General features: G+C 40.9%; 18 protein-coding genes. 12 read left to right on the plus strand and 6 right to left on the minus strand.

Annotated elements, in window-relative coordinates:
* Nucleotides 1-221: 221 nt before the first annotated feature.
* Complete coding sequence (locus AC1DOK_RS02995; protein WP_477552749.1) at nt 222-962, minus strand: GntR family transcriptional regulator; 741 nt, start codon at nt 960-962, stop codon at nt 222-224.
* Nucleotides 963-1,133: 171 nt separating this feature from the next.
* Nucleotides 1,134-1,643, minus strand: coding sequence for a metallophosphoesterase (locus AC1DOK_RS03000; RefSeq protein ID WP_477552750.1), 510 nt, complete (start codon nt 1,641-1,643; stop codon nt 1,134-1,136).
* 133 nt (nt 1,644-1,776) lie between these two features.
* On the opposite strand from AC1DOK_RS03000, the gene mqo reads away from it, so the two are divergent.
* Both mqo and AC1DOK_RS03010 read left to right on the plus strand, forming a co-directional pair.
* On the plus strand, nt 1,777-3,273 hold the full coding sequence (mqo, locus tag AC1DOK_RS03005) for a malate dehydrogenase (quinone) (RefSeq protein WP_477552751.1): 1,497 nt from the start codon (nt 1,777-1,779) through the stop codon (nt 3,271-3,273).
* A 95-nt stretch (nt 3,274-3,368) separates the two neighbouring features.
* A complete protein-coding gene (locus tag AC1DOK_RS03010) occupies nt 3,369-3,953 on the plus strand; it encodes a Crp/Fnr family transcriptional regulator (protein WP_477552752.1) in 585 nt (194 codons plus the stop codon).
* Nucleotides 3,954-3,960: 7 nt separating this feature from the next.
* On the opposite strand, the gene AC1DOK_RS03015 is transcribed toward AC1DOK_RS03010, so the two are convergent.
* Nucleotides 3,961-4,680, minus strand: a complete 720-nt coding sequence (locus AC1DOK_RS03015) for a DUF4386 domain-containing protein (protein ID WP_477552753.1) — start codon at nt 4,678-4,680, stop codon at nt 3,961-3,963.
* Nucleotides 4,681-4,833: 153 nt separating this feature from the next.
* Nucleotides 4,834-6,588, minus strand: a complete 1,755-nt coding sequence (locus AC1DOK_RS03020; protein WP_477552754.1) for a copper amine oxidase N-terminal domain-containing protein — start codon at nt 6,586-6,588, stop codon at nt 4,834-4,836.
* A gap of 293 nt (nt 6,589-6,881) precedes the next feature.
* Between AC1DOK_RS03020 and AC1DOK_RS03025 the strand changes: the two genes are divergently transcribed.
* The 5 genes from AC1DOK_RS03025 (at nt 6,882) to AC1DOK_RS03045 (ending at nt 15,514) form a co-directional block, all read left to right on the plus strand.
* Nucleotides 6,882-8,831, plus strand: a complete 1,950-nt coding sequence (locus tag AC1DOK_RS03025) for an FAD-dependent oxidoreductase (protein WP_477552755.1) — start codon at nt 6,882-6,884, stop codon at nt 8,829-8,831.
* Between the two features lie 215 nt (nt 8,832-9,046).
* A complete protein-coding gene (locus tag AC1DOK_RS03030; protein ID WP_477552756.1) occupies nt 9,047-9,847 on the plus strand; it encodes a MurR/RpiR family transcriptional regulator in 801 nt (266 codons plus the stop codon).
* 280 nt (nt 9,848-10,127) lie between these two features.
* Nucleotides 10,128-11,216, plus strand: a complete 1,089-nt coding sequence (locus AC1DOK_RS03035; protein ID WP_477552757.1) for an S-layer homology domain-containing protein — start codon at nt 10,128-10,130, stop codon at nt 11,214-11,216.
* 92 nt (nt 11,217-11,308) lie between these two features.
* A complete protein-coding gene (locus AC1DOK_RS03040; RefSeq protein WP_477552758.1) occupies nt 11,309-11,773 on the plus strand; it encodes an SRPBCC family protein in 465 nt (154 codons plus the stop codon).
* Between the two features lie 555 nt (nt 11,774-12,328).
* Entirely contained in the window at nt 12,329-15,514 is a 3,186-nt protein-coding gene (locus AC1DOK_RS03045; protein WP_477552759.1) for an S-layer homology domain-containing protein, read from the plus strand.
* 214 nt (nt 15,515-15,728) lie between these two features.
* Here the strand turns inward: AC1DOK_RS03045 and AC1DOK_RS03050 are convergent, their stop codons facing one another.
* Both AC1DOK_RS03050 and AC1DOK_RS03055 read right to left on the minus strand, forming a co-directional pair.
* Entirely contained in the window at nt 15,729-17,189 is a 1,461-nt protein-coding gene (locus AC1DOK_RS03050; RefSeq protein WP_477552760.1) for an MFS transporter, read from the minus strand.
* 51 nt (nt 17,190-17,240) lie between these two features.
* Nucleotides 17,241-17,384, minus strand: coding sequence for a hypothetical protein (locus AC1DOK_RS03055; RefSeq protein WP_477552761.1), 144 nt, complete (start codon nt 17,382-17,384; stop codon nt 17,241-17,243).
* Between the two features lie 89 nt (nt 17,385-17,473).
* Between AC1DOK_RS03055 and AC1DOK_RS03060 the strand changes: the two genes are divergently transcribed.
* From AC1DOK_RS03060 to AC1DOK_RS03080, 5 genes are all read left to right on the plus strand, one after another.
* Entirely contained in the window at nt 17,474-18,313 is an 840-nt protein-coding gene (locus AC1DOK_RS03060) for an amidohydrolase family protein (RefSeq protein WP_477552762.1), read from the plus strand.
* Between the two features lie 9 nt (nt 18,314-18,322).
* Nucleotides 18,323-20,632, plus strand: coding sequence for a helix-turn-helix transcriptional regulator (locus AC1DOK_RS03065; protein ID WP_477552763.1), 2,310 nt, complete (start codon nt 18,323-18,325; stop codon nt 20,630-20,632).
* Nucleotides 20,633-20,857: 225 nt separating this feature from the next.
* A complete protein-coding gene (locus AC1DOK_RS03070; protein WP_477552764.1) occupies nt 20,858-21,772 on the plus strand; it encodes an ABC transporter permease in 915 nt (304 codons plus the stop codon).
* 13 nt (nt 21,773-21,785) lie between these two features.
* Nucleotides 21,786-22,718 (plus strand): carbohydrate ABC transporter permease, encoded by a 933-nt coding sequence (locus AC1DOK_RS03075; RefSeq protein ID WP_477552765.1) that lies wholly within the window; start codon nt 21,786-21,788, stop codon nt 22,716-22,718.
* A 117-nt stretch (nt 22,719-22,835) separates the two neighbouring features.
* Nucleotides 22,836-24,326, plus strand: a complete 1,491-nt coding sequence (locus AC1DOK_RS03080) for an ABC transporter substrate-binding protein (protein WP_477552766.1) — start codon at nt 22,836-22,838, stop codon at nt 24,324-24,326.
* The last annotated feature ends 25 nt before the right edge of the window (nt 24,327-24,351 follow it).

Genomic DNA, 24,351 nt, shown 5'->3' on the forward strand with positions numbered 1-24,351 from the left:
TTGTTGTTTCCTTCTATGATGTTTAAAAAGGTAGCGCTTGCATGAATACCACAAAACATTTTTGGTTACGATTTCATGATCATGCATGATGATTTTCGAAATATACAACATTGTTTAGTTGTCTAAAAACTTGTATACGTTATAACAATGAGAATAGTAACACAGCTATATCTCGCAGACAACCCAGACGCCGCTTCCAAATTAATGAATTGTTCATTCGGTTACTTAGATGTTTTAATCTTAATTTGACTAAATTCTATAGGTATATAGTATTTATTATAAGCAACAGGGTATTTATCGCTGATATATACACTTTCTAGAATCAAATCACATTCCTCTCCGTGAAAAATTTGGTATTTTAATGACGGAGTATTGACGGAATTCGAACGTTTAATTTCAATGTTAGAGGAATTAGCGAGTTCATATACTTTGTCTTCCAACATTTCTAATACTTGCTTATTGTTTTGTAAGTCAAGATTTAATTCGGAAACGGCTTCGATTGGCATCATCGTAAAAGCAAAAGCTACGATCTTATTGTTACTTTTATACCAGCGTTCCAATGCAACAACTGCAGTCGTTTGTTGATTTAATACTTGCATGGCATAGTCCGTTAATAGGTCAACTCGAAAATTAAGTTCGATATCATCTATTTTTCCCGTATAGCATTTATATAAAGGATTCCCCAACTTCTCCAAACCATCCATATGATTATTTTGATGAAATTTTGTAATGAAATTTCCTTTTCCATGGATATTTTTAACCAATCCATCTTCCTGCAAAAGTGCCAGAGCATGTCTCAATGTCATTCTGCTCACACCAAATTTTTTGGCCAATTCGGGTTCTGTTGGAAGCTGGCTGTCTTGAGGAAATGTTCCATCCATGATTAATTTATACAATTGGTCATACACAATGACGAATAGCGGTTTTTTTTGTTTATTGAGTTCATGAAGTTTATTGATCATTTTCTTATGCCCCTCGTTCTTCTTTCATGAATCTATTGTAACGTACTTTTCTACTGAAATTAATACGCTTTCAAAAATCTAAATCTTTAAAGACCCTCCCCGAAAAATCATTGAGAAATAGACCAATCAGTTCATGCAGAGTAACTTCACTGCGAATTAGGAATCGAGCATTTATACCGGCCTGACCGATCCCTTTAGAGATGTAGAACTTGCCATGGGTCCCTGAATGCATTTTCCAAAATCATCGATGCCAACAATTTGAAAGTTATCAACAAGTGTGGACCGATTGATAAGGACTTTTATACCCGCGCTTTCGAGAATGCGGATAAGCTGATTAAAAGCAGTGAAGTTTAGGCGATGATCATGATTCCCCAATACGGCAAAAACAGGAAAACCGGGGTTAACAATCGCTTGAGCATACCGCTGCACCTTGGATAAATGTCGGGATTTTTGAGTAAAATCTCCAGTGAGAAAAATATAATCTGGCACTTCTTTTTGAATCAAACGGGTCAATCTTTCCGGACTGATACGGAGTTTCTCCACATGTAGGTCGCTAATTTGAAGAACTCGGATTCCAATCCCACAAGAGTAGCGGACACGTTCCACCTTAAGCCATTGGGTCGGAAAGATCAAAAGGAAATAGATGACGGCAGCGATAAACAGGATAATAAAAAAGTTCATTGAGTAACTCCTTTATGCAACAATATGTCATCATTGAAAATTACGTCTTTTTAATAGCCTATAACTATCATATAATAGAAATATCTGAATCTATAAATAATATTTTAAATACTAGCGTATAAGGACGGTAAAAATGAGCGACAGACAAACCGAAACAGACGTTATCTTAATTGGTGCCGGAATCATGAGTGCGACTTTGGGGGCAATGCTGAAAGAATTAGTACCGGACTGGAAAATTACAGTGTTTGAGAAGCTAGCAAGTGCAGGAGAGGAAAGCTCTAACGAATGGAATAATGCGGGGACGGGGCATGCTGCACTGTGCGAGCTTAACTACACATCCGAAAATCCGGATGGATCCATAGATATTAGCAAAGCAATAAAAGTGAATGAACAGTTTCAAGATTCAATGCAGTTTTGGTCTTATCTTGTAAACAACAATCTGATTTGTAATCCGCAAGATTTTATTATGCCATTATCACATATGAGTTTAGTACAAGGGGAAGAAAATGTAGCGTTTTTGAAAAAACGTTATGAAGTGATGTCAAACAATCCTCTGTTTCAAGGGATGGAATTTTCCGATGATCCGAAAAAACTGATGGAATGGATTCCGCTTATTATGGAAGACCGTACACCTAATGAACCTTTAGCAGCAACAAAAATTGACTCTGGCACGGATGTTAACTTTGGTGCTTTAACGCGCATGTTGTTCGACCACTTAAAGAATAAAAACGTCGATATCCATTACAAACATAGTGTTGATGATATTAAACGTGCTAGCGATGGCTCGTGGAAATTGAAAGTACGGAATGATACTGGTAAAGTAGAACGCCATACTGCAAAATTTGTCTTTATCGGCGGAGGGGGAGGAAGTCTTCCTTTACTTCAAAAATCTGGTATTTCTGAAGGGAAATATATTGGCGGATTCCCGATAAGTGGACTATTTATGGTGTGTAATAATCCGGAAGTTGTAGCGCAGCATCATGCCAAAGTATACGGCAAAGCTAAGGTTGGTGCACCTCCAATGTCTGTTCCGCATCTTGATACAAGATTTATCGATAATAAAAAATCGTTGCTCTTTGGACCGTTTGCCGGCTTCTCACCAAAGTTCTTAAAAACCGGTTCAATGTTTGATTTGTTAGGTTCTGTAAAAGCGAATAATATTACAACGATGTTGGCGGCAGGTGCCAAAAACCTTTCATTGACAAAATACCTAATCCAGCAAGTTATGTTATCGAAAGAAAAACGGATGGAAGAGTTACGAGAGTTTATTCCGAACGCCAAAAGCGAGGATTGGGATTTGTTGGTAGCTGGCCAACGTGTGCAAGTTATTAAAGATACTGTTAGTGGTAAAGGAACGCTTCAATTTGGTACGGAAGTTGTGAATAGCGCTGATGGATCGATAGCCGCATTGCTCGGCGCTTCTCCGGGTGCTTCTACCGCCGTTTCCGTCATGCTTGAGGTAATAAATAAATGCTTCCCGCAATATATAAAAGAGTGGGAACCGAAAATAAAAGAAATGATTCCTTCTTATGGCGTGTCACTATTGACAAACCCAGAGCTTATCCATGAAATTCATACTTCTACAGCGCAGACGCTTGGTCTAAACCGTGAATTGCAACCCGTCATGTAGATAGTATAAAAATAAAAATGAGTTAAGCGGCGTTCGTCCTGAATTCCATGGGACTGAGGCCGTTTAGCTTTGTTACGAGATGAAAGGAAATAAAAATGAAAGAAATATTGTTCAAGTACATGACTAGATTTACATCCCTTAACGAAGAAGAACAACAGGCGATCGCCCAAGATATCCTTATCGAGGAATATAAAAAAGGAACAGTTCTCCTTAGACAAGGAGATGTTCCCACTAAATGTTATTTCGTGTTAAAGGGATGCGTAAGGCAGTATTCGATTAATGAAGCGGGAAAAGAGGTCACATCCAATTTTTACACAGAAGAGCAAGCAATCTCGATTTTCAATTCTCATAAACAAGATAAGTCATCCGAGTACACCTTTACGTGTCTTGAAGACTCAGTGTTGGTCGTTGGCGACCTAGCTATTGAAAAGGACATGTATAACAAATTCGGTCAATTGGAATCCATGACACGCAAGATGATCGAGGAAAATTTTGGTCAAGTACAAGATGAATACGCTGCTTTTATCGCTTCTACACCTGAAGAACGCCTCAAGTCACTATTACTGAAACGACCTCATTTAATCGATCGCGTACCCCAACATCAATTGGCAAGTTATCTCGGAATTACCCCAGAGTCATTAAGCAGAATCAAGAAACGAGTCCATAAAGACAATAATTAAGCAGATGTCAGGCCATTATAGAGACTTTCCCGCCTTTGAACAGCATCCATACCCCAAAGCCTAATTCTCCTACAATCATTGGCACAGTAAACACAAATTTAAGTATTGTAATGATCCCATCGTATTGTGGAATAAACGTGTTACATAGGTGAATGAGAATATAGCCTACAGCAGCAATCAACAATAAGATACTAATGATTTTAGGTATGCCGTCTGATTTGAAAGCCACACAGCCCACAATCAGCAAATGCCCGCCAAAAATAATTAAACCAATAGACCAAATAGATTCGAATGCTTCAAAAAATAGCATCATAAGTGATTGAGTTTGTTCGATTTTAAATGAGGATAAATTGTTTGTATGTCTCGAGAGAAGCAGCACAAATATCAAGTTCAGTATGGCTATTCCCAATATAGCCGCATAGGTAATACGGAACCACGCACTGAGCAATGAAAGGCTTTTATTAATTGGCTTCAGGAAAATATAGAAAGCCCAAGCGACCACGATGTCACAAATCAGGATGATGACAAAGCCAAAGATTTCAGCTTTGAAAAGCATACTTGATGACATGATGTTATGAAATGTGGTGCTGGCATCTCCTTGTACCACAAGGCTTGCATGGGCAAAGCCATATGAAAAAAATGAAGCAAGTGTCATGATGATAAGCGATATGCCCGCAGTCAGAGCAGTTTTTCGCTGATCCGTTAGTTGTATTCTTGTGGCAACCATCAAATAACCCCCTAGTGTTCTGTATTAATTTCATTGTAATAGGAGGGTTATGACGGTTCATTGACTTAAATCAAGAGAAGGGTGCGGGTCCAGGAAGAGTTTCGCCCCAGAAAAAAAGAAGGGCTATCGTTTCGATAGCTCCTTCTCTTCTAGTTACTCATAGTCGGCCAGGCCCAGATAATGAAGAGCAAGAATGTTCATAAAGCCACACTCGAAGTTGGCTCCAAACATTTCATCCTTCTGCGGGTCCCTGTGCTTCAGCAGCTCCTGCGCGTACAGAACATTGGCTTCGTGCATGCTTTGCAGGCGCGTCTTGCCCTGGTCAAGCCCTTCGAAATAGTGGTAGACGAAATAGTGAGGGTTGTTTTCTTTCAATTCCTCATACTTAATATCGCGGTACTTATATGTGTCCGCTTTCTCGTCCCAGTATTCGCTGTAATTCTTCGATCCGTTGTTGGCCACAAATGAAACTGCCGAGATGGGGTTGATCATCTTCCCTTTTGACAGCGCTTCGTGGACGAAATTATCAGCATTTAGTCTCTCGACAGCCATGCAGGACCAGAAGAACGCAGTGTAGTAGTTGGAGTTAAGAACTTCGTTGATGTTTTCCATCGTCATGAAAGGAAGGTTCTTCTGTTCGAATTGTTCTTTAGCGCCTTTAGGTGTGACGGTCTGTAAGATGCCCAGTGGGCCTCCGTGTCCGCTTACCAAGAGGTCCATGACTCCGACCTTGTTCTCCTTCTTGAGATTGTCGATGTTCATATCCCCTGCTGTCGGGTTGGAGACGACTGCTCCCAGCTTATTGGTATAAAGACGGTACTCGCTGTTCTTGAAAAGGCCGAACCTCTCCCCGAGCTGTTTGATGAAATAAGTAATGTCGTCTTCTTGGCTGTTCTCCCAATCCCTGAAGAAAGTCGGGCTGGCGAACGCGACGGTCGGGACAGATTTGTCGTCTGTCTGCTCTCGGTAATTGTAGTAGCGGTCGATATACCCGGCGATCTCGCCCTTGGTCAATAACAGTCGGGACACGGGCCACTCCGGAAGCAGGCTGACGGGCGTCTTCTCGTCGAAAATTTTGTAGATACTCAGATCTGTAGTGAAATACATGCTATTATTCTCAAACGTGGAGTAGATGAAGTCGGTCACGAATTTCTCGTTCTTGTTTTCTTCAATATGAGAATACTTCCCCTGTGGATCGACGAAATTGATCTTATGCGTGTAGCTAAAGGACGGCACGTCCTGTGCGATGCCGAAAATCTGGACACCAGCCACTGTCCCTCCTTGCTTGGCATGGTCGGCCTTCAAGGCGTCGTACAGCTGAGGGGCCGTCTGGTACTTCGAGGAGTCGAACAGGATGTTGCGAGTATCCTCGAACTTATTGACATATAGATTAATTGCGGCCAAGTCCTCGGTAGTCACCCGTTGGCTGTTATAGACGAAATAGTAGTTTCTTTCTGGCGCTGCCGCTCCCGTGCTGATGATCACCTGTTGACGATTCTCATCCCACTTGACATCGGCTCCGAAGCTCTCGGCGATGAAACGGGCAGGGACGAAGGTTCTACCGTCGATGCTTGTTGCAGCGGCGCTTAGTTTAACAGGCTTGCCGTTGACCTCCGCATTCTCGTCGTTTACGCGAAGAACGACCTTCGTCTGATCTTTGGTACCGGTGATCGTTTGGGTGGATCCGTCCCATCCGACAGTCGCTCCGAGGCTTTCGAAGATGGCACGGAGAGGTACCATGACACGACCATCGACACTCTGAGGAGCTACGTCGAAATAGACGGGGCGACTGTCGATCGTCACGGAAATTTCCGAGCTTGCTTTGGCTACGTTCGTGAAGCTGGCAAATGGAAGAACCACCATTGCAATTAGTACGAGGATTATAGATTTCCATTTAAAAGTTCTCATTTATCATTACCTCCTGAGTTATCCCATAAGTGCCTATTTTCACATTTTTCCGCGGGTACTAAGAATCCAGATGATCACCACGGCAGTTATGAAATGCATGAAAACTGTCGGAAAATGTTGGATATTCTTATTATCTATAATTGTTTATTTTTGGTCAAGTAACATCCTTAAACTTACTTCTCCCACTCGTCTGAATCAGCCGAGTAAACGTCTCTTGCAGACGTCTGAAGTTGATGTTACCTGTGTTAAAGTAAGATTGTTCAAAATTTCACAAAGTGGGAGATGCAATTTTCATGAAGAAATGTAGAATGATCTTGAGCTTGTTTTTATGTTTTTCTTTATTACTTTCTGTTGTAGGTTGTACGGGTAACACAGATAGTTCAAAGAATTCATCATCTGAAAAAGCTAGCTATAAAACTGGGACTTATACAGGGGTCGGCAAAGGCAACAATGGACCCGTAAAGGTTGAAGTTGTATTTGCGGAAGATGGCATTACATCCGTTAAAGTGAAGGAACATAGTGAAACACCTGGAATTTTTGAAAAAGCAGCAGAACGTATTCCGACGGATATTGTAGCTCATCAATCGTTAGCTGTGGATGCGGTAACGGGTGCGACAGTTGTAAGTAAAGCCATTATTGAAGCAGTTGCAGATGCTGTACAACAAGCGGGCGGAAATGCTGAAGCACTCAAAGCGGTTGCCGTTACCAAGCAAGAAGGTAAGGCAGAAGGAATAACAGTTGATGTTGTTGTTGTTGGAGCAGGAGCTTCTGGTACTGCAGCTGCATTAGAAGCTGTCGAGCAAGGGGCGAACACGCTGCTGATCGAGAAAACGGCAGTAGCTAGTGGTGCGGGAACGCTGGCAGGCGGGATGTTTGCGTTAGATAGCCAGCAGCAAAAAGTTCAGAACAAAGTAGTCGATAAAGAATGGTTATTTAAAAAGTACATGGAAATGAGCAACTATCATGCGAATGCAAGATTGGTTCGTGCCATCATGGATAACGCAGGAGCGACTGTCGATTGGATGAACGAAAATGGAGCAAAATTAGTGCTTACGGATCCCGGACAAAGTGGTCAAAAAGCGTTAGTAGGTACTCCAGCAACTATTCATGGATATGTGGAAGGCGGTTCCGTTGCCTTAGAAAAGCTTCGGAATCAGATTGAAAGCAAGGGCGGCAAAATCATGTTCGAGACGCCTGCAGTACAATTGATAAAGGATGACAAAGGAAGCGTTACTGGCGTTATTGCCAAAAAAGCTGATGGTGGAGAATTAAAAATACATGCTAAATCCGTAATCCTCGCAACTGGAGGATACGGCGGTAATGCTGAAATGATGAAAGAACATTTCGGGGAAAAAGCAGGAACAGGATTGATATCTTCTGCTACAGGAGATGGATTAAAAATGGCTTGGGATGCTGGAGCAGCTGAGCTTGGTACAGATTTGGCACAGTGGTACCATTACATGCCAAATCCAGCTTTGACAGAAAAAATGAAAGATCCTTATGTACTTTGGGATTTGACTGCTTTGCCACTTTTATGGGTGAACAAAAGTGGAGAACGTTATATCAACGAAGACATTGCGTTTGACTTTGCATACGGCTCATCGGTCATTTATGAACAACCAGATGCTGTGCACTGGGCTATTTTCGACAAGCAACTTATTGAGACTGTAAAGACCAAAGGTCTTATTGAATATGCTGACTTATATAGTTCGTTTAAAGGTAAAAACCAAGGCTTCATGGAGTTTAATGAACCATTTGATACGGATACCAACTATCAGTCCACAGTTACTCCTTTTGATTATACGCCGGTGATTGAAGAGGCGATTGAATCCGGGGTTATTGTAAAAGGAGATACGCTGGCAGAGCTGGCAAGTAAAATGGGTGTAGATGAAAAGACATTTACTGCTAATGTTGATCGTTATAATGGATTTTCCAAAAAGGGCGTTGATGAGGATTTCTTTAAAGATGCGGAATATCTTCATCCCGTAGAGAAGGGCCCATTCTATGCACTCAGTACTAAAGCGCGTTGTCTAGGAACACTGGGTGGAGTGAAGATCAATGAGCACATTCAGGCTGTTAATGACCAGAATAAACCTATTCCTGGACTATGGGTGGCTGGAAATGACGCAGGCGGGATGTATGGCAATAGTTATATTACAATAGAGGGCGGTACGCTCGGCTTCGCTTATACATCTGGAAAAATGGCTGGAAAAAATGCAGCTGCATACGTAAAAAAACAATAACTATTCAAGCAAGAAGAAACGGCTCGCCGTCTTTAAAAGACGGAGCGTTTCTTAAGGTGATACTTAGAATTTATTAGACGAATGTTATAAATTCTATATCACTAAAAAGGAAAAGTCATCTTATTGTCAATGATAAGATGACTTTTCTTTCTATATTAGAAGGTATAAACTTTGGAAGATATCTGATTCCGTTGATGCTAAAGGGGGAATAGGGGATGCAGAGTATCTTGGCATTGTTGCAATTCTATAATACTTATGATCACGATGATATATACTTTAGCGTTGCTGAGAATTTCATCTATCAATTTGATCAGATCGGTAACATGAGTCTCGTTGAAATAGCTGAAAAAACCTATTGTTCTCCTTCTACTATTACAAGGTTTTGCCGCCATTTGTATTATTCCAGTTATCCTGAATTACGATTAGAATTATCGAGATTAAGACAGCAGTATGTTCTTAATGTGCTTTCTACCAAGCAAAAAATCTCCACGATGGAGAATAAAGCTGTAGGTGGAAAAAATATTCTTACACAATCTATTGATAATTCACTAGAACAATTTGATTCATTACTTATTAATTTGTTCGTAACAACGCTGATGTCAAAGACTAAGATTGGCTTCTATGGATATAGTGTTCCTCAAGCAGTATGGCTGCTGCAAATTGATTTACTCATGGATGGCAAAAAGTCAACTGCATTCTTAGACCCTAGGTATCAAATAGAAGATGTTCAATCTTTGGATGGGGATAGCTTCGCCATATTTTTTCACTATACAAATGACGAAATATTTTCCATAGAACAAATGATGCAAGAAGCCTCACAAAGGGGAGCTAAGGTGGCACTCATTACGAATACATCGAAGCTATTCCTAAATCAGAATGTTGATTTTATATTTGAGTTCTCTTATCATTCACTAGCTCTAAGTTTTATAATTGTAAATGCACTGATTACTCACATGTCGCTAGAATACCAGCAAAAAAATGTTCGTTTAGCAATAGATGCAACAGGCTTGAACTAGATAGCTAAAAAACATTGTACTCCCTTGAACTCTAACAAAATCCATTAACTGTTTTGCATATCCTTTTCCCCCGTTATTAGTTGGCTATCGAGAAGAGGTCGAAGCGTATATCGATCTACGCTTGCGTTATGATCTAGAGTCCCGCGTCCTTTATGAACGGGGACTCTATTTATTTTTGTATTTTTTTATGATAAATACCATATTTTTATAGATAGACTTTAATTTTACATTTGATAGAATGTATCTTTGGAAGAAAGACATCTGAGAGGGGAAATTGATGATGAAGAAATGGATAGCAGGCGCAGTTGCTGCAGCTGCAATTGTGACAAGTATACCAGCGGCGGCAATTGCGGCAGAAGACACAGAGGCTAAGCTGGTAGGATACTATGCGGAGGATAGCCTGAACCACTGGGCAACAGCGGATTTGCATGATTTCATGCAAGGCGATATATTGGCTGGTTATGATGACAACGGAGTCGTATCCGTGAAGCCGAACGGTGATATCACGAGAGCGGAGTTCGTGTCGATCGTACTACGTGCGGCGGACGTGAAGACCGAAGTAAGTGACGAGAAGTTTACCGATGTTAAGAAAGGCGACTGGTTCTACGATTCTGTAATGACGGCAAGCGCGCAAGGGCTTATTTTTGGTGTAGGCGATGACCGATTTGCTCCAAACGAGAACATTACTCGCGCTGAGATTTCAGCCATCTTGAATCGTTTCTTTAGCAAGACGATCGACTTCACGGGTGAAGCCAAAGAGTTCAAGGACATCAAAGGCCACTGGGCACAACCTGATATTGAGAATATTAGCAAAGCGGGCATCGTTGCAGGTTACGAGGACGGCTTTAAACCGAACAACAATGCAACGCGAGCAGAAGCAAGCAGCATGATTCACCGTGCGCTACATAAAGAAGTCAAGGCGGCTCCATCAGAAAAGGCTCTAACTGAGGTTACACAAAATTTCTATAAGTCAATGAGTGAACTACTGCCAAACCTAAAGCTCGATGAGATGACTGCACTGATCGATTCGAAATTAATAGGCTTTGCTCATGAAATGGAAATATACTCAAACGATCTTATGGAGCAATTCGTGAATGAATTGACAGCGGCTGATGGAAAGCTTGAAATGAATATTTCTGGTGATGCAGCTTACAAAGTTGTGTTCGCATCTGATCGATATGCAGCCGTTGAGGTTAGCGGTCAGATCATAGAAACGAAAGTATTGACAGGTGATAGATGGACTGCGAATTCCGCACCCATGAACGAAACGTACTTGTTGCGTAACATTAACGGTGAATGGAAAATTTATGGTGGAAGCAACATGTACGAGCTGTTTATTAAGCTCATGTCTGCTCCAGTAGAAGAATAGTTTATAATAAGCCTAGGAGACACTATACTTATCGTATAGTGTCTCTTGGCATTTAAGACAGTTTATTGATGGATATAAAGGAGGTAAATATATTGAAGCAGTGGTCAAGAGAAATTGAGATAAATAGTTCAATAGAACATGTATGGGCGTATCTAGATGGTTCTTTAGAACAGATGCAGAAGATTATGCCTCAAGTGTTGGAGAATAAGCCAGTCAAGATTACGGAAGAAGTTGTCGGCAGTATATACCGTCAAAAGTATAAAGAAGGCAAGCGCATCGAGGAATATGATGTTCATACGCTAGAATATTCAAATAATGTGGACGATAAGAAAGTGAAAATTGGATTCACGTTGGCAAACATCTTTGAGATCACAGCTCTATATGAATTGCATCGAGTAAATGATCAGCAAACAAAGCTTAGATACACAGCAACCAATAAAGCATTGAAGTGGTATGTAAAGCTGTTTATGATATTTGCAAATGATAAGGTTGTTGTTAAATTTTTGGAGAATGTAAAAAGAGTCGCTGAGTCAGAAACAAATAACAATCATAACTAAACGAGCCTTTAGAATCGCTTCTAAGGCTCGTTTTTTTGTAGAGGAAATCAGATCAACCATACACGCTTAATCTTTACCATGCATTGCTACCTAGCTTGTTGATGATCCCACTGATAAATGGAATTGCTGATGAGATCAAGGCCGCGGGCGGAGAGTTTATCGATAAGGAAGTTGTTGTTGACCGCAATTTGATAACATGAAGCAATTGAAATAACTTATTCTATTTTAGAGAGAAGCTAGGGTCAATATGATTAGGATTCCTACATATGTCCATTTGAAGACAATTGATTATTCAAAATCAGTATGAGAAGGTGCAATCATAATGATTAAATAGACCGTCTATTAGACGGTCTGTTTTTGTACAAGACTCGTGATTTGACGCTAGCGAGAGGATTTAAAAGAATTACGTCAAAATTAATATTTATTGTAATAATTTGGGCGAATTAGCCGATAAAAGGAGTAGAGGTAAGGTACGATCGGTGGTTATTTTATAACCGATTATGGCTGTATGTCTGGATTATTATATTAATTTGTTTTAAAGATAGGGGAAAAGTGATGAACAAAAGAGCAGCGTTATTGGTTATCGTCATGTTATTTTCAATTATTGCACCAAGTACAGCTACAGCAGCAGGTGGCACAGTTACAAAGTCCTATACAGCCACCCAGGATACGATGGATCTCCGAGGTCATCAGAATTCTGACGGTATATATAATAATGTGGATAATGGTTTATTGTATATTGGCATGGGGAATAAAGATGGATCTGTTAATGTGCGGAATAAAATGGGCGTAGTATTTGATCTAGGAGTACCGGAAGGAAATATTGTCTCCGCAGAGTTGGTATTGACTATGGCTACTGTCATCAGAAATCCAGGTCATACTTTATATATGGAAGTTAGGGGATCTGCTGCGAATGAATTAGACCATGATCGCAATGGTACTTTTCCTTCTGTAGATACGAATAGCCCTTATGCAGACAAATTCACCGCGATGGGTACTTATCTTGAGAATCAATCGATTACACTCAATGTGAAGAGTGCTGTAGATGCGTTCACGGATACTTCGGATCGTAAAATAACCTTTACACTCAATGGGAATGAGGCCGATGCGGATAGCGGGAGGTTCGAAATTCACTCCCTAGAAACCTCGGGAAAAGCTGAATTCAAGCCGAAGCTGGTCGTTACTTATGAGACAGGACCTGTAAATACTCCTCCGACGGGTTCTTTCGCGATTAATGAAGGAGCAGTAACAGGCTACAGCACGGTCAACCTATCCGTAACAGGATCAGATCCTGATGCAGGTGATAGTGTTACCCATATGAGATTTGCGAATAGTGCTGCGGATTTGTCAGCGGCATCTTGGTTGCCATTTAGCAATACAGCAACATTCAATCTCACTGGAGGAGATGGAGCGAAGACGATCTATATGCAGTTGAGGGATTCCAATAATGCGATCTCGGCCAATTCTTCTCAGACCATTCTATTAGATCAGACGGCACCTACCGTGACGGGAGTGACGAACGATGGAATATACAAAACGAGTGTAACTGTCACCTTTAACGAAGGAACAGCGACCTTAAACGGAGCTGCTTTTGTTAGTGGTGCACAGGTTGCACTAGATGGTGTGTATACCTTAGTCGTAACGGATGCGGCAGGTAATGTAAAAACGGTTAGTTTCCAGATTGATAAGGTAGCACCTACAGTGACAGGGGTGGCGAACAATGGGAATTACAAAGAAGCTGTTACGGTTACCTTCGACGAAGGAACAGCAACGTTGAATAGTGCGCCTTATTCCAGCGGTACGAAGGTTGTACTAGATGGTAGTTATACTCTAGTAGTAACGGACGCAGCAGGCAACGAAACAACGGTAAGCTTCAAGATTGATACAGAAGCTCCAACTGTTACGGGTGTAACCGCTGGGGAGATATACAAAGCGAAAGTTACGCCTAGCTTTAACGAAGGAACGGCAACGTTGAACGGAGCTGCTTTTACCAGTGGTACGGAGGTTGTACTAGATGGTAGTTATACTCTAGTAGTAACGGATGCTGCAGGCAATGTAGCAACGGTTAGTTTTGTGATTGATAAAACAGCGCCTGTAGTAACAGGAGTAAGTAATGGTGGATTTTATAAATCTGGGACAACAGTCGGCTTTAACGAAGGAACAGCAACGCTGAATGGAGCGGCATTTATTAAGGATACAGAGATTGATCAAGATGGAGCCTACGCGCTTGTTGTCACAGATGCGGCAGGCAATGTAACAACGATAAACTTTACTATCGATTCATTAGCTCCAGTTGTGACAGGAGTAACGGATGGTGGAGTTTACAAAGAGAAGAAGAAGGTTGAATTCAACGAAGGAACAGCGACATTGAATGGAGCTGCTTTTACTAGCGGTACAGAGATTGAGCAGGATGACGTATACACGCTTGTTGTAACAGATCAGGCAGGCAATGTCACAACGGTAGGTTTCGAGATTGATAAGATAGCGCCTACTATTACGGGAGTAATAGATGGTGAGATGTATAACACAAAAGTAACGCCTAGCTTTAACGAAGGAACGGCGACGCTGAATGGAGCTCCTTATACTACTGGCACAGCGATTGAACACGATGGCAGTTATACCCTTCGCGTAACTGACGAAGCCGGTAATGTAACCACCATTGAATTCGAGATTAAGATCAAAGGTAGCAACAATGCTTCGTTAAGCTCATTGGCATTAGGAGGAATTAAGTTAGACCAAGCGGTAACTAGTAGCGTATATACTTATACAGCAACTGTACCTAATAGTACTACTGTCACCCAAGCAACGTATACAACAGCAGATAGTAATGCGACTGTTGAATTACAGTTGAATGGGAGGTCTGTGATTAACCCTATATATCTTCGTGAGGGTACTAACAACATTAGTGTGATTGTGACCGCACAGGATGGCACAAAGCAAACCTATACGATCTATGTTACACGTCTTACCGATGGCGGTACATCAGGAGGCTCCTCGGGAGGCTCATCAAGCGGAACAACAATACCAGGTGCCAATGTGCCTACGAAACCAGAATCCAAACCTGTACCAGAAACATCAAAACCAAAGACAACTATTTTCAATAAAAGTGTATCCTATTTAGAGTTGCTTTCATTTTTGGAAGATAGAATAGCACAATCGAAGTCGAATCCAGCTACTCCTGAGCTGACTGATACTTCAAATCACTGGAGTAAGGATACCATTAGTTTACTTGCACAACTTGGATTCATTTCAGGCTACGAAGACGCAAGCTTCAAGCCAGATGCTAGCATCACTCGTGCCGAATTTGCTAAAATTATTACAAATATATTTAAATTTAATCCTAACTCTAAACCATCTTCTACTATTTCAGATATAGATAACCATTGGGCTAGGGAACCAATCTACACCCTTGTTTCACTGGGAATTATAGCTGGCTACACGGATAATACCTTCCAACCTGACAAGCCGATCACACGTGCTGAAATCATTGCGATCATCAGTAGAATCGTAGATTTAAATGCAGTGAGCAAGGGTACTCTTAATCTCACTTTTACTGATATTGAGGGATCTTGGAATGCAGATCAAATTCTAGCAGCTGTGGAAGCGGGGATCGTTCAAGGCCGTAATTCCACGACCTTTGTCCCTAACGATAAAGCAACAAGAGCAGAAGCATGTGCAATTATTTTAAGAACTCTTGAATTGGATCCAGTTATCCAAGCACTATTCGATCAGCTTAAGTAATCTAATTTTCCAGAATACTACTGTCGAGGATACGCCCCCTCTAGTGACAGGGAGTGATGCCCTTACTTCGTTAAAGGTAATCTTAGGGATTCTAGAAGCAGCAGAAACCAATCAAGTAATTACAATCTAGTACGCCAGAAGACACAAAACCGCTAAAACACCAGATTGCCGAGTGTTTAGCGGTTTTATGTTTGCTAATATGAATAGCGCTTCACTAGTGATTCAGACTACGAACTCTCGTCTTCTTGAAAGCGACAAAAGTAGCATAGAGAAGTAGGATCGTTCCGGTGAGTATAAACTTTAGCGTGATGTTGAATGGCAACCAGCCTAATATGAAAGAGCTGGCAACAACACCTAGTGAGAAGAAGGCATAAAAGTAGCCATATGCTTTGCCACGCATCTCTATTGGTGTAGCTTTGATGAGCAACGTATTAATAGAGGGGAACAAGAAGGCAAAGCCGACTCCATACAGACCTAATACGAAGTAAAGTGCGAGTGTCGTCGTTGATTGGCTAATAAGCACTTGGCTTAATCCCATTAAAGCTATTCCGATTGCCATCGTTTTGGATGGGGCAACACGATCAAAAATACGACTAGTCGGCAGTGCAAATATCAGAATCGCAACGATCCCGAACGTGCTCATTAATGTACCACTAATCCTAGAATCAAATCCAAGCGCTTGAACATGTAGTGGTAGTAAATAAGCAATCACACCTTGTGAGAACATTAATACAAAGGCGCCCAAATAGGCCTGTATGACATCTGCATTAAAGATGGAACCTGAAGCGGCAACGCCAGCATCGTTATGCTCTTTCTTCGCTGGCTTGTACTTACTGAGAAAAATAGCAGATAGGATAGCAAGTATGAACCCTAATATAGCAACGTAAGTAAAGACGGAGGGTACAGAGGTTTTGCTTGCCATAATGCCACTAAAAGCAGGGCCGATAACGGCGGCAAGTCCTACAAATGTACCGACGAAGGCTACTTTTTGTCCTTGCTTGTTGCTCAGCGTCGTATTTGCTGAGAATGTAAACGCAGCTGGAACAATTAATCCGGCGACAAAACCATGGATAATTCGAACGACTATTAAAAAGATGGGTTCTTCTACGAAATGATAGAGTAGTAGAGCGCCGCTTGATAAAAGCAATCCGACCATTAACATTTTGAATGGCCCGACCTTATCCGTCAGAATACCAGAAATAATATTGCCTAGCGTATTGGATAACGAATAGAGTCCTATAACAAAGCCTGCTACAAACGCGCTTGCACCGACGGATGTCGCGAATGTACTCATGACCGGCAGCTGTGCGAATAAATCAAAGAAAGAGAAGAACACGATACTGTACACGAGCAGGGCGTAGTTGAAGGGCTTAATAGGATATTTGACCTGTGCCTTCTTTAGTTTGCGGTCTAGCACAAAGTTGCCCAGCGGTATAAAAGCTACGCTTAGTGCTGCTACAGACCACAGTAGGCTCCACTTCACTCGTAGTGCAGCGTAAAGTATGGCAAGTACATATAGGATGAAAATCCCACCGTGAATACTTCCCACAATTGTTACGAGTTCGCCTATCCCCCATATATATTTTAAAGGCATTGCGATACAAAGTAAGACTAATAATGAAATACCATCTAAGATACCTGTGATACGTAAAATGCGGATTGGATGTGACTTCACTTGTTATGCTCCTAATCATTAAGATGAACGCACTTTCTCTACTGTAACATTTTATTGAGCAAGATTCATAGATGGAATGGGCTGAGGGAGTGGCAATTGCAGGAACATTGCAATCCACTGATAACTCTCCAGGTCAACACCTGGATATGGGGTAGCAAGGAGACATCCAGCAGGCATAAAAACTAAAGTTTTCATTATTTTCTTGTAAAAATGTACAAGTGAGAATAATCTATTCATTAGAGAAGAATACAGACCTACAGGAAAATAGGAAGGGGATTAACACAATGTTAATTGACTCGCACCTGCACTACTGGAAACTTAAACGAGGGGATTATGGTTGGTTGACTCCATCCGTTGGACCTAAACTATATCAGGATTACATGCCGGAACTATTAAAATCTGAATTGCAACGTAACGGTATGACAGGGACTGTTGTTGTCCAAGCTGCTCCGACGATGGAAGAGACCGAATTTCTTCTTGATTTGTGTGAAAAAGAGGAGACGTTGATTGGAGTTGTCGGTTGGCTCGAAATCAACGCAGCAGACTTTGAGAAGCATTATGTTCGTTTTCGCAGCAATCCTCGTTTTGTGGGAATTCGTCCACACTTTCCTGATACGCCAGACGGGGATTGGGGGCGTCATACGCAGCTTATTAAGAATTTATCAATACTAGCTGAGGACAGCTTTCCTGTCGATTTGCTGGTTCGTCCGCCTGGGCTTGACGGGATGGCAAGGCTATTGGCACACGTGCCTAACCTAGCAGCAGTTGTCAATCACCTTGGCAAGCCCGACTTGTCAGGGAATAACTTTGACCTCTGGTCCAAGGGAATGCGTGCCATTGCGGGGTTTGAACTTACTTCCTGTAAAGTGTCCGGTCTTGCAACAGAAGGTGCAATCGGACAAGAAGATCGTCCGCAAATGATCAAGCCTTTTATTCAGCATGTAATCAATGAGTTCGGTTCGTCACGACTGATGTTCGGCAGTGACTGGCCAATCTGTTTACAAGCGGGTAGTTTCTCAGAAATGAAGGCTATGATCGAAGCAGCGCTGTCCTCTAGCTTGTCTTCTGACCAAATTGCAAACGTTTTCGGCTGGAATGCAGTACGGATTTATGCTTTGAAATAGGAGGGCAACATGTACATTCTACGTAAGTATAAATCAAGAAAATATTTGTTTCAGCTTCTCCTCTCCATTTCTGTTCTTATGGTCATTTTTTTGACGGTAAGTTCGACGCTGCTATATTACAATTCTGAAAAAAAAATGCTTCAAATGCAGCAACAAGCCGATTTGAAAGTGTTGTCTCAAATTAAATATAACATCGACAATTTGAATGAAACGGTCAAAAATATTGCGGTTTCGACGTATTTGGACCCGGATGTTGTCTATTTATCGAATGCATCTTCGATAGCTAAAGGTGAACTTGCCATGAAGTTGAATAGACTGGAAAAAATGGTCTCAACCTCTATGTTTTTGCAGAGTATTACGATTTATAACGCGAATATGGGCTGCTACTATTCCACGATTAGCAGCTTGGATTGCAAGGATGACGGTATGAATGGGGCGCTTAATGACTATATAAATAAGCAAAAAGAAATACCGCTTCTAACCTTTATTCCAATTTCAAGCGAAGAAATGGCTGCACCGGTTTTTTCTATGTTTATTTATGAACAAATGACAGGCAGTAAGCTGATTGTTACGCTAAAACCGTCTTGGTTATTTGATAATATTAATCATATGAATAAGGTATCAAGCGAGCAGCAGGGGACGATTTTGGTGACGGATAAATGGGGAGCACCACTTTTTACGAAGCCAATGGGGGATTCCCTACCTTCAGAAGATTTGCAAGAGGTTATTCGAAATAAAGTTAGCGCTGGTGTAAAGCAGGATTATATTGTACATGGGAGCGGAAGCAATAAATTCATTCTCAGCTTTACATCACTAAGTCAGAGTGATTGGATCATCGCAAGCGTACAGCCTTATGATGTTGTTCTGGGAAAGCTGCACGAAATGAAAACCGTTTCATTATTCATTATCGGCGGATTTTTGATTCTATCCATTATGGTTTCTTTGGTTATCGCTTATCGACTCTATCGGCCCATTGAAAATATGCTGCAGCAGATGTTTGGAAAGCGCTTAAATACAAGTGAAGTACGCACGGATCTGGATGAATTGAAATTCATATCAAATGAATATCAAGACGCTATGCACAAACTTGTTCAGCTGGAAAAAGAAGAACATACACAAAGGGATAATCATAAAACTTATGCGCTCCGAAAACTTATCTCGGATTCCAGTCTTATAACGGAGCAAGAGCTCCAGCAAGTAGAGTGGGACATCGATCTCAGCCAAAAGCTGCGTCTTTGTGTACTTTTAATCGATGATTTGGAAGAGTTTGAAAAAATGTCAAGCGATTCTGATAAGCGATTATATAAATTTGCGATTGCGAATATTGCTAAAGAAATTTTAACGAAAAGTTTGCGTTGTGAAATCGTACCGATTCGAAATGATCATTTTGTGTTACTGCTCGAGGAAGGTTTGGATGATTCTCGTAATGGTTTAGAAAGCCTGCACTCTATTCTGAAGGAGCTACAACAAACTATTCTCACCTACTACCGAATCTCGCTTTCGATTGCGATCGGTGATGAGGTGAAAGAATACCAGCAAGTGTCTCAGCAGTACGGTCAAGTGATGGAAACAGCAGCCTATCGGATGATTTTTGGAAAATGCAGTGTTATCACGCCAGTGCTTGTTAAGCGTAACAAAGAAAATAACGGGCCATTTCAATTCCCTGCTGATGTGGAGAAAAAAATTACGGAATCCGTTAAGTCTGGTCAAAGCAAGGAGTTTCAGCAGCAATTAGAGATGCTGTTCCAACAATTAGAAGGCTTGAACTACAACAATATGATGTATTCCGTATTTCATCTATTAGCTATTATGAGTCATGCAGTGGGGGAAATGAACAGTCGTTCTGTTAGACAAATCAGTCTGGATTTTAAATACCAGTATCAGCAGGTTCTCAAACAAGAAACATTACAGGCCATCTTCCATATTTTCTTAGATCTATTCGAGGAAACTGAGCAGCAACGATCGCAGGATTACAAAGAGCAATCGAATCAGATCTTGATCGATACGATCAAAGAAATGATTGAGGAGCAATATGAGGATGTGAATTTGAGCCTTCAAAGTATTGCTAGCGCAATGAAGCTGTCTTCTGCACATGTGAGTAAACAATTTAGGCAGCATGAGTCGATTGCCATTAGTGAGTACATCAATGATGTACGTTTACGTAATGCGATCACTTTGCTTGAGAATAAAGATTATAGTATTACACGCATCATGGAGATGGTTGGCTATAATAACGAGAGTTATTTCTTCAAGCTTTTTAAGAAGAAGTTTGGAACGACGCCGAAGGAATACCGATTTAAAAAAGTAATTGATGAATAGGCAAAATGAGTAGATACTGTCCCGAGTCATTTCAGTATGAAGTTGCATACTGAATCGTCACTTGTGGGGCAGTATTTTGTATTTCCTCCCAATATACAGTGTTTTCACATATTTGCAGAGCAAAAGTAGAGTGTTTTTGATTTATTACAGTAGTCAATCTCCTCGATTTCACCTGATAATAAGGGCACAGAAAGCGTATGCAGCAATAGAGAAGGAGGAGTGAGAATGCTCAAAAAGGAATGGCGACATTTTAAGCGTAATCGAAGTTTATTTGCGATGTCCTTACCAGCGATTGTGTATAAATTGATTTTTAATTATTTACCAATGATTGGTTTAATCCTTGCTTTTAAACAATATCGATACGATCTTGGATTTTTCGGAAGCGAGTGGGTGGGCCTTAAAAATTTCGAGTTTTTCTTTAGCTCTGACAAGGCATTCACCGTTACACGCAACACGATTCTATACAATATTTCCTTTATTGTATTGACCATGATTATTGCGATTGCACTTGCAATCATGCTAAATGAAATTTCGAGAAAATGGATTAAAGCACACCAAACAATTTTATTTCTACCTTACTTTCTATCATGGGTTGTTGTCAGCTACATCGTACTCGCATTTCTCGATCATCAGAACGGATTTATAAATGTAATCCTGGAAGCGTTTGGACAAGATCCGATTAAATGGTACGAAAAATCCCAATACTGGCCGATCGTCATTGTCATTACGCAACTATGGAAAGCAATTGGATTTTCAACACTGATTTATTACGCAGGGCTTCTCTCCATTGACACCAGTTATTATGAAGCTGCCAAGATTGATGGCGCTAGTAGGTGGCAAATGATTCGACGTATTACGGTCCCATTACTGACACCACTGATCGTGATCTTATTTATTGTCGATATAGGGAAAATATTCCGGGCAGACTTTGGCTTGTTCTATTTTATTCCGAACGATTCGAGTTTCCTGTACAGCACGACAGATGTTATTGATACCTATGTATATCGATCCTTGCAGAATGTAGGCGATATCGGGATGTCAACAGCAATTGGACTGTATCAGTCTATCGTTGGCTTCATTCTCGTCTTGCTGGCGAATTGGATTGTCAAAAAAATAAACGCGGATAACGCGCTCTGGTAAGGAGCGGATATGGATGGCTACTTCGCAAATCCCAATTAACCCAAAGAATGTACAAAAATATGTAACGAGCAAGGAGTCCAAATGGGTTCCTAGAGTGATTAATCTTTTCTTCTGTATGCTGTCACTCGCCTTTATCGTACCCTTATTATTAGTTATTTCGATCTCATTAACGGATGAGAAGTCTCTTTTGACTAATGGCTATCATCTGATTCCTGAAAAATTTGATTTTACAGCATATAAACTGATTTTAGAATCTCCTGGTGTTTTGCTGAATGCCTATGGCGTTACGATTTTGGTTACCGTAATTGGGACCATAGTAGGTTTGCTTTTAACCAGCTTGACTGCCTATACGATTTCGAGAAAAGATTATCGATATCGTAAAATAATGACTTTTTATGTGTTCTTTACAACGTTGTTTAGTGGTGGACTTGTCCCCTCCTATATTATGATCACACAGTACTTACATCTGAAGGATACGCTCGGGGCATTAATTATCCCTTATTTGCTAAGTCCATTTTTCATCCTTGTGATGAAAGGCTTTATGGATAAAATACCGAATGAAGTCATCGAGTCTGCGAAAATCGACGGTGCAAGTGAATGGCGCATTTTCTTCAAGATGGTGCTTCCACTCTCACTGCCAGCACTCGTAACGATCGGGCTGTTCATCGCTTTCCAATATTGGAATGATTGGTGGCTGGGCCTCTTGTACATCGACAGTCAAAAGCTGATTCCGCTGCAATTGATGCTGTATCGGGTGATGAACACGATCGAATATTTATCGAACAACATATCATCCGTTAACGTGAGCATCGATATGTCGAATTTCCCAAGTTTATCAACAAGAATGGCGATGGCAGTACTTGCTGCTGGTCCGATGATGGTGATTTTCCCTATGTTCCAAAGATATTTCATTAGTGGGCTTACTGTAGGCTCGATTAAAGGTTAGGTTAAGGGATGTTATCAATCTGCAGCCGGGAAATGGGTGAAAAGAAGCTGCATTCGCCCATTAACAACTAAGAAGTTGATATAAAAGCAAGCTAAATTATTTTAGGGGGTAATCGAAATGAAGAAGCAAAAGTTCAAAGTTATTGCTTGCGCGATGAGTTTGGCAATGATTTTAACGGCATGCGGCGGTGCAAAGGATGCACAACCAAATACAGATGGCCAAAAGAAAGATGAAAAGCCTTTAGTTGAATTGACTTGGAATTTTCCGCTAAGTGCAATTCCGCAAGATTTAAAAACGGTTGAAGAAGCAGTTAACAAAATTACCAAAGAAAAGATCAATGCAACAGTGAAATTCCAAGTGCAAACATTTGCAGACTACAAGCAAAAAATGAACACAGTGGTTGCTTCCGGCGAACCTTACGACATTGCTTGGGTGTCCAATTGGAACTGGGATTACTTGCAAAACCAATCCAAAGGCGCATTTTTAGAGCTAGATGATCTGCTAAGCAAGCAAGCACCTACCCTGCTCAAATCGATGCCGGATTTCGTTTGGGATGCGACTAAGATTCAAGGTAAAATTTATGCAGTTCCAAACTATCAAACCGTAACGAAAAAAGAAGGCTTTGTGATTCAAAAACGTTTTGTAGACAAATATAAATTAGATGTTAACTCCATCAAGAAATTTGAAGATATCGAGCCGTTCCTGAAGCAAATTAAAGAAGGCGAATCGAAGGATGTCATTCCATTCTTGAACGATAAAACCGGTAGATTCACGGTTATGTATGAAACGCTTGGACTGGAATTCCTTTCAAATGTAGTGGGTGTAGATCTTCAAAAACCGGATAAAGCGCTCAACCTGTTTGAGACTCCGCAATATAAGCACTATCTAGATGTGATGAAAGACTGGTATACCAAAGGTTATATCAATGAAAATGCAGCAACTTTAAAAAACAAGAACGATATTATTAAAACAGGTAAAGCTGCCGTTCAGTTCCATAATGTACTTAAACCAGGTGGTGAAGCGGAAGCGAAAACAGCAAATGGTGGAAATGACGTAATCTACGTTCCGCTGACAAATGCTTACGCTTCAACTGGAACGGTCATCACCACATTGCAGGCAATTAATAAAAATTCCAAAAACTCTGAGCGCGCGATGATGTTTATCAATCTCTTGAATACAGATAAAGAGCTCTATAACACAATCAGCTTTGGGGTAGAAGGCAAGCACTACACGAAAGTATCCGATAACGTAGTGAAAGTAAATAAAGAAGCTGGATATGCACCAAATGCAGGTTGGGTATTTGGGAACACATTCAATGGCTATTTAGTTGAAGGCATGAATCCTAGTGTAATGGAGCAAACGAAGAAAGACAATGAAACTGCAAAGCAATCTCCACTAATGGGCTTCAAATTTGACAACACGCCTGTATTGGCGGAAATTGCAAATCTAACGACGGTTATTGATCAATATCAACCAGCACTCGATACAGGTACTGTCGATCCGAATACGATGCTCAAAGAATTCCAAGACAAGCTGAAGCAAGCTGGCAGTGAGAAGGTTATAGCTGAAGTTCAGAAGCAAATTGATGCTTGGAAAAAAACGAAGTAATCAATATTTAAAGGGAGTATGTGCG

It is taken from the genome of Paenibacillus sp. P5_B5 (genome assembly GCF_056400365.1).